The sequence below is a fragment of the Aquiflexum sp. genome (assembly GCF_977115555.1).
This window is the reverse complement of record NZ_CDSBKL010000105.1, coordinates 1-11,435: the sequence shown is the minus strand read 5'-3', so window position 1 is coordinate 11,435 and position 11,435 is coordinate 1. Positions and strand designations below refer to the sequence as shown.

Genomic DNA, 11,435 nt, shown 5'->3' with positions numbered 1-11,435 from the left:
ATTCAAAAATTCAACATTAATCCTCGGGAATATATTCCCACATTCTAAAGCCTCCCTGAAAAGCCAGGTTATTGTTTCCAAACCTACAGCCTTCAGGTAATTCAGACAATAGTTTGGAATTGCCTCCTCCGATCACGATGTCATCAGGTAGGAATGATGCAGAAAATCTTGAAATTATATTTTTGACGTGGTTCTGCCATTTTTTTTGACCCATTCTTTCCAAACCCCTCAAACCCACATAATCCTCAAAAGTACCTTTTTTATACTCCTGATGAGCAAGTTCCATCGGTACCACACTGCCGTCCACCACAAGTGCAGAACCCATTCCAGTCCCTAATCCTAAAAACAGCAACACGCCAGTATGATAAGACCCCAAAGCCTGCATCGAAGCATCATTCATGATTTTGACTGGTTTCTGAAAAGCTGACTCAAAGTCAAACCCAATCCACCCTTGTCCAAGGTTCTTGGGTTCAGTCATTATTTTTCCTTTTTTGATGATTCCCGGATAGCCTATAGAGATGAAGTCATATTCCCAATCTTTGGTAAATTCCATCACTTCAGAAACCATTTTTTCAGGATTCATAAAACTTCCGGATGGGATTTTCCTTCTTTCCTGATCGTTATTAGCTTTTACTTTAACGTTGGTGCCTCCGATATCTATGACGAGTATTTTCAAATTCATGTGGGTTAACTACCGCAAGTTAAAAAATAGACTTACTCTTTCAAATGAAGAATTGATTTAAAACAAGGTATCAATACCCGTATTGGAGCTAAAATATTATAATTAAGGCATATAGAAGGTTTATGGCCTTCAAAAAAACTTTCATGATGACACATCGGGTAAATCAATATGTTTTACTGGTAAAAAGTTGGTAGGTGTTTGGAAACCAAAAAAATCGGCTCGGATTTCCTTAAAAAATCAGCACCACTTATCCTTTACATTCTATTTTGATAAAATTATTGAAGCTTTGAATACGAATTAACTCTCAAAAAACAGAATGTTCTTTTGGCTCCATTTTAAGATTACATGACAAACATCATGTATTTATTTGATTATCAGCGTTAAATTTTGGAATGCTTATCATCATCTTTGGTAAAGCACATTCAAAATGAAGCTAAAACTTCCAAATATTGAGCAAAACCAGTTTCTGAACGAAGTTGGCGATATTTCCCGCTTTACAGCCCGATTTTTTAAAGAAGTGTCCAAACCAAGACAGGAATATTCCGAGTTCATAAACCAATGTTATTGGATAGGGTACAAGACCTTGACCCTTGTCGGTGTCACAGCTTTTATCATGGGATTGGTATTGACAATTCAGTCCAGGCCCACATTGGTGGAGTTTGGGGCAGAATCCTACCTGCCCTCGATGGTATCGGTTTCTTTGATCAGGGAAATTGCACCTGTGATTACGGCTTTGATCTGTGCGGGAAAAATAGGATCCGGAATGGGGGCTGAACTTGGGTCAATGCGGGTAACAGAGCAAATCGATGCCATGGAAGTTTCAGGTACCAATCCATTCAAATACCTTGTCGTGACAAGGGTGATGGCAGCCACCCTGATGGTACCGGTATTGTCAAGCTTGGCCAATGCCATTTCGCTCTATGGCGGGTATTTGGGAGTGAATATCCGGGGTCAGGTCAGTTGGCACTTGTATTGGTTTCAGGTATTTGGGGTCTTGGATTTCAGTGACATGCTCCCTTCTCTGATCAAAACATTTTTCTTTGGTTTTGCCATCGGAATCATCGGAACTTACAAAGGTTTTAATTCCACCAAAGGAACTGAAGGCGTAGGAAGGTCTGCTACCACTGCCGTAATTGTTGCGTCTTTGTTGGTATTTGTGATTGATTTAATTGCTGTTCAGATTATTGACATCTTGGGCTTGACATAAATGGAGAAGGATTTGAAACCGGTCATCGTGGTGAAGAAAATCAATAAATCATTTGGTGAAAACCATGTGCTGCGTGACTTTTCTATGGAAGTAATTCCGGGAGAAAACCTTGTGATTTTAGGTAAATCAGGTTCAGGCAAATCGGTTTTGATCAAATGCATCATCAACCTGATGAAGCCTGATTCGGGAGAAATAATAGTCTTGGACCAGGACATCCTTGGCCTTGATCAGGATGAGCTTGATAAACTCAGGGCTAAAGTCGGCTTCCTTTTCCAAAGCAACGCTTTATACGATTCTATGACCATCCGGGAAAACTTGTTATTTCCACTCCGGATCCATTGGACCAAAGAGGAAAGGGCGAAACAAGCGGAAAATGCCGTTATTGAAGCCTTAGAGGATGTTGGTCTTTCGCATACTATCAATATGATGCCTTCGGAGCTATCGGGGGGGATGCGAAAGAGGATTGCGCTCGCGCGTTCATTGATTCTGAAACCCAGTGTCATCCTATATGACGAGCCGACGACGGGTTTGGATCCTATTACGGCAAGGGAAATCAGCGAACTGATGCTCAATGTGCAAAAGAAGTACAATGCCACCTCTGTGATCATTTCCCATGATATGAACTGTATCCGCATCACTTCCAACAGGGTGATCATGCTGATTGATGGCAGGTGCTATGCGGATGATACTTATGAAAACCTTCATTTATCCAAAGATCCCAAAATCAGGGAGTTTTTCGACTGACTATGAAAGAGAAGAAAAAAATCAATAACTCGAAATTAGGACTGATGGTATTGGCAGGTGTGCTTTTCCTAGTTTATGCCTTATACATGATCGGGAAAAACCAAAATATTTTTGGGTCATCAATCACCATCATTTCTGTTGTCGAAAATGTAAATGGCCTTGTACCTGGAAACAATGTACGTTTTCAGGGAATAGATGTGGGAACAGTCAAATCGATAGAAATGGCAAATGATTCTTCTATCCATGTCACTTTGTACATCCAGAAGAAAATGCAGCCTTTCATTAAAAATAATGCACTCACTTCCATCAATACCGATGGCCTGATGGGCAACAAAATCCTCCATATCCTTCCACAGGATGGCAATGCCGATCCGGTCAGAGAAGGGGATATTCTTTATCCCAAAGACCAAATCGATACGGATAAAATGTTGGAAAAATTAAGCAATACCGGCGATTATCTTGAAATAACCTTGATTAACCTAGCTGAAGTCTCAGAAAAACTTAACAGCAGTGAAAGCCTGTGGGCATTGCTGTCTGATGACCAACTTCCCGAAGATATAAAAAATGCGATCGGTGAATTTAAGACTGCCGGATCCAATGCAGCAGACTTGGCAAAAGCAGGAAAAGAACTCATAGAAGATTTGGAGAAGGGAAATGGAATCGTACATCAAGTCTTTAAAGACTCTGTCTTGGCCGATAACCTGAATAAATCCATTGAAAATATCCTACAAACAAGTGCTGATGCGGCATTGATGATGGATGATATCAGGGAAATTGTGAATAGCATTGAGTCCGGCGAGGGTACTGCAGGTCTGATTCTCAATGACAGCCTGATGCGGGAATCCCTTTTGAAAAGTATGGAGAACATTGAAAAGAGCACCTATAATTTCAATCAAAACATGGAAGCGCTTAAGGGAAATTTTCTTTTCAGGAAGTACTACAAAAAACAGGAGAAAGAAAGAAAAAAAGAAGAAAAGGAAAATCAAGTAAATGATTGAGGCCGGTATTTTCAGGTTAGAATGGGGTAATCCTGCTAAGATGAATTACCTAAGATTTGAATGATGGAATTATGAAAAAGTATTCTAAAGTAGCTTCAGAACTAGTCATGGTAATGGGACTACCCGGTTCAGGTAAGAGCTATTTTGCAAAAGGATTGGCCAAAGAAATTGATGCAGTTTATCTTGGAAGTGATGAGCTCCGAAAAGAAATGGGCTTGATGGGCAATTATCAGCTTGATAACAAATTATCTGTCTATGGGGAAATGTTCAATAGGGCAAAGGAAATCCATAAATCAGGGGAAAGCCTGGTTTTGGATGGGACTTTTTACCTGCAACAAGTCCGGGATCTTTTTATTTTTTTGGCAAAGTCACTATCATGGAACCTGTCTATCATCCATATCAAAGCAGATGAATCGCTGATTTCCAAAAGGCTTTCTAAGCCCAGGGAAGACAGTGAGGCAGACATGGAGGTGTATCTGAAGATCAAATCTGAGTTTGAACCTATTAGGGAAGCCCACCTATTGATTCAATCCACCGATGACTCGCTCCAAGAAAGTGTGGAAAAAGCCGTAAAATACATCCATTCAGACCATGAAAAGGCAAGACGTTAGTCAATTGATGGCTAAGGGAAGTTATGAAGGAAAACCCCTTAAAGGGATTCTGGAAGAAACCAACATCTCTTGGGTAATACTAAGTGGAAGATATGCCTTTAAAATAAAAAAAGACATCAAATTGTCATTTTTGGATTATTCCACACTTGCCTTGAGAAAAAAATACTGCAAGAAGGAATTTGACCTCAACCAAAGATTTTCTTCCATCTACCTTTCTGTCCAACCCATCATCTACCTCAATGGAAAATGGACCATTGGGGAAGGAGTGGGGGAGATAATGGACTATGCGGTCTGCATGAGACGCATGCAGGCTGACAAAAGGATGGATGTACTTCTTACCCACGATAAAGTCGATCCATCAAGAATTTCCCTTCTAGCCAAGCAGGTCGCCATGGTTCACCAAACGGCTGAAATAATTGACCAGGAATTTAATCCGGATAAAGCAAAGGACTTGTTCAATGACCTGAACTCGGTTCAAGAAGTCGTTTTGAAAGAATTCGGAACGCCCTTTTCCGATATAATTCCAAAGATGATTTCATTCAGTGATGATTTTTTAGAAAGGCATGCAAAGAGGTTTTCAGAAAGAAGCAAAGGAGGGTTCATCAGGGACCTACATGGAGACCTTCACAGTGGTAATGTTTTTCTCTACAAGAAACCGGTCCTTTTTGATTGTATTGAATTTAGTGACGCTTTCAGGCAAATAGATATTTTGTATGAGATAGCCTTCATTTGTATGGATCTGGAATTTTTTGGAAGGAAAGACCTGTCGGATTTGTTTTTGGATGTATATGACACCATTTTGACCTGTTTTCCAAAAGAAGCCGATAAAGAAATATTCCTGTATTTCAAGTGTCTGAGAGCAAATGTCCGGGCAAAAGTTTTTCTATTGAACAGCAAGTCAGAACCCGATCAGAAAAAGAAAACCTTGGAATTGTCAAAAGCTAGAAAGTACTTGGAGCTTGCATTAAGTTATCAGGAACAACTGAAGTAATGGAATCGGTAGAATCTCACTTCTTTGAATTCTGTTCAAATAAGGATTTCGATTGCCATTAATTTGTTGTTTTTAGATTGTCCATCCTACATCTTTTATGCCCTCACATCAACAAAAACCCAAATTTATTGCTTCTTTGGCGGATTAAAATTAAGTTTAATTGGCTTAGACTTTGAATTTTACCTAGCAATTGACCCAAATGAAGACCTCTCTTAACCTCAAACCTATATGGGTTCTAATCCTTATTTTATTTCAAGGTTGTAGCTCCTCGCCTGAAGAGACCACAGAAAATCAGGAAGAGGACATTTATGCAGAGCATGTACGCACATCCAAGTTCCAAACACCGGAAGAAGAGAGGCAAAGCTTTATGCTTCCTGAAGGGTTTGAGGTCACACTTTTTGCCTCTGAACCGGACATCACCAAACCCATCAACATGGCTTTTGATGAAAAAGGAAGGCTTTGGGTCACGCAATCTTCTGAGTATCCTATTGCAGCTGGTGAAGGAGGTGGAAAAGACAGGATCACCATTCTGGAAGATACTGACGGAGATGGCAAAGCAGACAAGATTACAGATTTTGCCAACGACCTCAACATTCCGATAGGAATTATTCCAATCAAAAATGGCGCAATTGCTTATTCCATTCCGAATGTCTACAAAATGATGGATACGGACAATGATGGCAAAGCAGACCAAAGGGAAGTTTTGCTCGGCCCTTTTGAGCATAAGGATACGCATGGAATGGTCAACAACCTGTTTCGTGGATTTGATGGTTGGATCCATGCTTCCCATGGATTTTCCAATATTTCAGTGGTGGCAGGCCAAGACAGGGATTCTATCAAAATGGTTTCAGGAAATACTTTCAGGTTCAGAATGGACGGCAGCAGGGTAGAAAAAACCACCGATGGCCGGATCAATCCTTTTGGTTCGGATTACGATGAGATGGGCTACCACTATTCGGCAGACTGCCATACCTTGCCTATTTACCAATTGATTTGGGGTGGGAATTATACCCAATGGGGAAAGAAGGAACCGAATATGGGTTTTGCGCCAACCATGATGGATTACGGTTTGAAATCCACAGCGCTTTCAGGTTTGGTGTATTATACCGATGACCAGTTTCCCGAGGAATACCGCAACAGCTTTTATTCAGGAGACGTGGTGACTTGCAGAATCAGCCGCAATACGATGGAATTCCATGGCAGCACGCCAAAAGCCATTGCCCAAGATGATTTTTTGGTCAGCAAAGATCCTTGGTTTAGACCTGTCGATATCAAAATCGGTCCAGATGGCGCCATGTATGTAGCTGATTTTTATAACCGGATCATCGGACATTATGAAGTGCCTTTAGACCATCCTGGAAGGGACAGGGTCAGCGGACGCATTTGGAAAATTACCTACAAAGGAAACCATAGGAAAACCATAGATTGGTCCAAAGCAACTCAGGCAGAATTGATTCAAGGCATGGGCAATAAAATCCTCCAACTCAGGATGGTCGCCACAGATGAATTGGTAGATAGGGTTGGTACTGATGCCATACCCTCTCTCATAGCAATGGTTGACGACAAAAAAACCAGTCCAGAACAATTGATTCAGGGCTTATGGGCATTATACAGATTGGAAGCCTTGCCTGAAAAGACCCTTCAAACTGCCCTCAAACACCCTGACAGAAAGGTGAATGTCCATGCTTACAAAATACTTGCGAATTACAACCGGATACCGGAAGCCTTATTCACCACTGTAATTGAAGATATTTCTTCCGATGATCCGCATGTCCAAAGAGCTGCTGCAGAGCTTTTGAGCAGACACCCCAATCAAAAAGCATTCGAAAAATTGGTCACGCTTCACCCTGCCATCCCGGAATATGATACCCACTTGAAATACACAGTGTTGTTGGCAATTTCCCAACACCTCCAACAAAAGGAAATTCTTCAGTTTGCCATCAAAACCGATTGGGAAGAAAATCAAGAACGCGTATTGGCACTTGTCCTTTCGGATTTGAATGAACCGGAGGTCGGAGATTTTTTGCTTTCCCATCTGAATAAGTATCCCGAAAACACCAAAAACAACGCTGCTTTTACAGAAGCAATTTCAAGGACGATCCAAGCTTCCAAAATGGATGATTTGCTCAATTGGGTCAAAGAAAAATCAGTCCTTGTTCCTGCTGAAGCCCATGTATTGGCAGCTGCCACCACTCAGGGAATGAACCAAAGAGCCATACCTATACCCAAGTCTTATCAAATTTGGTATGCTGAACTTGCGGAAAAAATCCTCTTAGAAAATAGGGGAAAGGAAATAACCGATGACCTCCAAAAAGAACGCTTGCTCTTTGCTACCGAAACTGCCGGCAAATACAAAATAGCTTCTTTGAAAGATCCTTTGGTAAAATTATTGTCAGAAAAGGCAGGGGATGAGAACATTAGGCTTGCGGCTTCCAAGGCTTTGATGCTGATTGACCCCAAGTCAAGCTTGGGTTTGATAGCAGATAGGATGCAGGACGGCGCAGAAGACCTCAGCTTAAGGGTAAAATTGGCCTCATCAATAGGTCTATGGGACAGCCCGGAGGCCTGTAGAATTCTAGGTGAAAGCATGCGAAATGCGCCAACAGAATTGCAGGAAGCCATCAGCTTGGAGTTGGCAAAATCAAAACCAGGCAAATCTGACTTGATGGCCTATATCAAAAAAGGGTATGCTCCCGCGAGACTTCTCAAACAAAGAACGGTGGAAGAAAACCTCATGGCAAATATTACCCCTGAGCAATTGAAAATCTTTGAGGAATTGACGGCTAATTTGGTTCCGATTTCCGAGGAAAGGCAGGAACTGATCGACAAGCGCCTGTCAGATTTTGTTCCTGACAATAGTCTGATTGCCTCCGGAGCTTTGGTTTTTGAGAAAAACTGTAGCAGCTGCCATCAGATTGACAACAAAGGTGGACTAATCGGTCCGCAATTGGATGGTGTCGGCAATTGGGGGAAAACTGCCTTGGCAACCAAAATCCTTGATCCAAACCGCAACATCACGGAGAATTTCAGGACCTACAACATTTCATTGAACAATGGTCAGACTGTTTCAGGGCTGTACAGAAGGGAGGAAGGACAGACCTTGGTATTGGCCGATCAAACCGGAATGGAATTTTCCATCTCAAAACCTGACATCAAAGAAATGCTTCCTTCCAAGTACACCCTCATGCCGGATAATTTTCATACTTCCCTTTCAGTAGAAGAATTCAATTCCCTCCTTGTTTACTTGTTAAACACAAAATAGAACACCATGAAATACTCGAATCACTCACATATCTCTTTGTCAAAACCTAATCCCGAATGGTCAATGCATCTTTTTGTAGTAAGGTGTTCTTTGTTGGCTATAATGACAATTTTTGGTTTCAGCCCTTTATTTGGCCAAAATGTCGACCCTGTGAAGGGAAACAGGATTTCTTTTGAAAAGCAGGTATTGACTACAGAATTTCTTGCAGAAGGAGTGGGAGTGGGCGATGTCAATCATGATGGTTTGGTGGACGTCATGGCCGGTGCTTATTGGTTTGAAGCTCCTGAATGGAATAAACATGAGCTTTCCCAAGCTCAAAAATTTGAATATGACAAAGGTTATAGCAACGCTTTCATTTGCCATGGCATGGATGTCAACAAAGACGGATGGGTAGATTTTGTAAGGATAGGATTTCCGGGTAAAGAGGTATTCTGGTTTGAAAACCCAAAAAATGAAAAAGGTCACTGGAAAAGACATGTAATCCATCCCACATTGGGAAATGAATCTGCGGGATTTTATGACATCGATGGAGATGGGGATTTGGAGATTTTGGGAGGTAATTCCGCGACGGGGCAGATGGTATGGTTAAAACCTTATACCCATGCAGGTAAAACCGAGTGGAAAGAATTCACTATCAGCCAAAAAGAAAGCCATGGCTCGGCACCTTTTTCCCATGGTTTGGGATTTGGAGACATCAATAGCGATGGCAGAAAAGATGTAATCATCAGGGAAGGATGGTGGGAAGCGCCGGAAGATCCCAAAACTCCGGATTGGAAATTCCATGCGGCGGATCTTGGCAAGCCTGCTGCCCAGATGTATGCCTATGACTTCAATGGAGACGGCCTACAAGATGTACTCTCCTCTTCCGCCCATGAATTGGGGATTTGGTGGCACGAACAGGGAAAAGACAAGGATGGCAATTCAAATTGGACCACGCACCTCATCGACGATACCTATACCCAGACCCATGGGGTAGCCTTTACAAATATCAATTCGAATGGCTTACCTGATTTTATTACCGGCAAACGTTATTTTGCCCACATGGGATCTGATCCGGGCGAATTTGATACGCCCTTTCTTTATTGGTATGAGTTTGTGCCGGGAGCCAATCCAACTTGGATTCCGCACAAAATAGACGAAGACTCAGGGGTAGGAGTGCATGTTCTCTCAGAAGACATCAACAAAGATGCCTTGCCTGACATCATCATTTCCAATAAAAAAGGAGTTTTCGTATTCCTACAAAACAGAAAATAAATACCATCCAAAGAAATAAAATCCTATCCAAGATCCTGATTTTCTTTGTTTTAATCATAGATAAACTCTATTGCTTCCAAACCAAAACAAAAAGTCTTACAGCTAAAAAGTAGGAACTGTGGGCTGCGGCATTGTCTGTGGCCAATCTACCACTGCGCCAACTCCTTTTTCCCATATTGGCAAAATAGCAAATAATCCTACAAACAAGTTATTGATTCAAACTCTCCTCATTCTGATACCTCTCTGTATAATCTTTCTCATCCATTCCTTTGCTGAATCTTCTCAGGTTATAGGTAAAACTCAACATCACATAAGTTTGGAGCACATTTGATTGGACGTCTTCCACAAAAGTTTCAGTGATATTCCTTCTGACATTGGCATTTTCACCCAACAAATCATAGACCATCAAACTGATTTCTCCACGTTGGTTATTGAATATTTTTTTGCCCACACTCATATTGACCAGTGAAAAATTAGTGTCAAATCCTTGAGAAAGACCCGAGTTGATCTGATGGTTTAGGTCCAAACGGTAAATGATTCCTTCCCAAATGATCCAGTTAAAATTGATACGGAACCTTTGTTGAAAAAACTTGCTGTCAAGGCTTGAATTGAGACTGTTGTTCACTTCGTTGAAGGAGGACCTAGACCAGATATTGAAATCTACCTGATCACTGATATTGCTACTCAAAGAAAACCCGGTACTCAACCTGCTGGAATTGTTGAATCCGATTTGATCATTGACCTGCCCGGGCCTTTGGGTAAAGCCTAATCCTGCGTTTATATTGAAGTTGGATTTGATGAATCCGATCGGCATGCCATAGCTAAACCAAGACCTGAAATCCTTGAATCCGTCCAAGTTTACAGGTTTATTCAGCTGCGAACCGGTTTCTAAGATGATGCCATCTTGGATTTCGGTCGGTTCACTTGCGATCAGGGTACTGTTGGAAATAAAATTATCCACGAACCTGGATTGGGCAAAAATATTCCAGTTTTTATCGGTATCAGGATTGTTGCTTCTAAACCTTACCCGGATTTGATTGGTATAGGACTGGTCCAAATCGGGATTTCCTGTGCGCAATTGCAGGGGATTGGTATTGTCAATCACCGCCTGAAGTTGGGAGATCTGGGGTTCGTTGGTATACGTATCGTAATCAAACTGCAGGTTGGTATTGGTATTGAATTTATATTCCATCCTCACGGTCGGGGTGAAATTCTGAAAAGTCTTGTTCAGCATGTCAGGATTAGGAAAGAACTGGTCGTTTTTGAGCCTGGCATCCTGGTATTCCAATTCTGTTTGGAGCTTGTATTTTTCTGTCAAAAACTGATAACCGAATTCCAGTTCTTGGGTCAGGTATTTACTCTGAAAAGTATTGCTCAATGCCGTATCCAAAGAAAGATTTCCATTGTCAAAATCCCCGTTTTCAACATTGAAAGTAAGCTTGTCCGAATCATTTAACCTGTTTCCGATCTGGTATTCCACCTCCATCTGACCCCTTTGACCCAAAGGCTCAGTGTAGGATACACGGCTTTGCCAGAAATCTCCGGTTCTTTCTCGGGTAGTACGCTGGTCAATATTTTCTTGACGGTTTCCACTTTCTTCGTAGAAAGTATTTTCTGCCTTACGGTCAGATTCATCTTCATTCCATCCTTTTTGAAAATTGGTCCTGAAAGTAATGGTCCTACCGG

Annotated in this window: 9 protein-coding genes; 7 read left to right on the top strand and 2 right to left on the bottom strand. The window is 41.5% G+C overall.

Annotated elements, in window-relative coordinates:
• Positions 1 to 16: 16 nt before the first annotated feature.
• Complete coding sequence (locus tag ACZFYI_RS08470; RefSeq protein WP_462523690.1) at positions 17 to 682, bottom strand: ROK family protein; 666 nt, start codon at positions 680 to 682, stop codon at positions 17 to 19.
• Positions 683 to 1,109: 427 nt separating this feature from the next.
• On the opposite strand from ACZFYI_RS08470, the gene ACZFYI_RS08465 reads away from it, so the two are divergent.
• The 7 genes from ACZFYI_RS08465 (at position 1,110) to ACZFYI_RS08435 (ending at position 9,749) form a co-directional block, all read left to right on the top strand.
• Positions 1,110 to 1,889: an MlaE family ABC transporter permease gene (locus ACZFYI_RS08465; RefSeq protein ID WP_462523689.1), complete on the top strand. Its 780-nt coding sequence runs from the start codon at positions 1,110 to 1,112 to the stop codon at positions 1,887 to 1,889.
• On the top strand, positions 1,890 to 2,633 hold the full coding sequence (locus ACZFYI_RS08460; RefSeq protein ID WP_462523688.1) for an ABC transporter ATP-binding protein: 744 nt from the start codon (positions 1,890 to 1,892) through the stop codon (positions 2,631 to 2,633).
• Positions 2,634 to 2,635: 2 nt separating this feature from the next.
• Complete coding sequence (locus ACZFYI_RS08455; RefSeq protein ID WP_462523687.1) at positions 2,636 to 3,631, top strand: MlaD family protein; 996 nt, start codon at positions 2,636 to 2,638, stop codon at positions 3,629 to 3,631.
• 71 nt (positions 3,632 to 3,702) lie between these two features.
• Positions 3,703 to 4,242, top strand: coding sequence for a P-loop nucleotide/nucleoside kinase family protein (locus ACZFYI_RS08450; protein ID WP_462523686.1), 540 nt, complete (start codon positions 3,703 to 3,705; stop codon positions 4,240 to 4,242).
• Positions 4,223 to 5,233 (top strand): hypothetical protein, encoded by a 1,011-nt coding sequence (locus ACZFYI_RS08445; RefSeq protein WP_462523685.1) that lies wholly within the window; start codon positions 4,223 to 4,225, stop codon positions 5,231 to 5,233. Before ACZFYI_RS08450 ends, ACZFYI_RS08445 begins: the two co-directional genes overlap by 20 nt.
• 199 nt (positions 5,234 to 5,432) lie before the next feature.
• On the top strand, positions 5,433 to 8,495 hold the full coding sequence (locus ACZFYI_RS08440; protein WP_462523684.1) for a PVC-type heme-binding CxxCH protein: 3,063 nt from the start codon (positions 5,433 to 5,435) through the stop codon (positions 8,493 to 8,495).
• A 6-nt stretch (positions 8,496 to 8,501) separates the two neighbouring features.
• The gene (locus ACZFYI_RS08435) at positions 8,502 to 9,749 is read left to right on the top strand and encodes an FG-GAP repeat domain-containing protein (RefSeq protein ID WP_462523683.1); all 1,248 of its coding nucleotides are present in this window, start codon (positions 8,502 to 8,504) and stop codon (positions 9,747 to 9,749) included.
• Between the two features lie 208 nt (positions 9,750 to 9,957).
• Here ACZFYI_RS08435 and ACZFYI_RS08430 read toward each other — a convergent pair.
• A partial coding sequence (locus ACZFYI_RS08430; RefSeq protein WP_462523682.1) for an outer membrane beta-barrel protein occupies positions 9,958 to 11,435 on the bottom strand: 1,478 nt, incomplete at its 5' end.

Bases quoted from the DNA above. Each gene is read 5' to 3' on its own strand.
- ACZFYI_RS08450 (WP_462523686.1), top strand. From the start codon at position 3,703: ATGAAAAAGTATTCTAAAGTAGCTTCAGAACTAGTCATGGTAATGGGA.
- ACZFYI_RS08445 (WP_462523685.1), top strand. From the start codon at position 4,223: ATGAAAAGGCAAGACGTTAGTCAATTGATGGCTAAGGGAAGTTATGAA.
- ACZFYI_RS08470 (WP_462523690.1), bottom strand. From the start codon at position 682: ATGAATTTGAAAATACTCGTCATAGATATCGGAGGCACCAACGTTAAA.
- ACZFYI_RS08440 (WP_462523684.1), top strand. From the start codon at position 5,433: ATGAAGACCTCTCTTAACCTCAAACCTATATGGGTTCTAATCCTTATT.
- ACZFYI_RS08460 (WP_462523688.1), top strand. From the start codon at position 1,890: ATGGAGAAGGATTTGAAACCGGTCATCGTGGTGAAGAAAATCAATAAA.
- ACZFYI_RS08465 (WP_462523689.1), top strand. From the start codon at position 1,110: ATGAAGCTAAAACTTCCAAATATTGAGCAAAACCAGTTTCTGAACGAA.
- ACZFYI_RS08435 (WP_462523683.1), top strand. From the start codon at position 8,502: ATGAAATACTCGAATCACTCACATATCTCTTTGTCAAAACCTAATCCC.
- ACZFYI_RS08455 (WP_462523687.1), top strand. From the start codon at position 2,636: ATGAAAGAGAAGAAAAAAATCAATAACTCGAAATTAGGACTGATGGTA.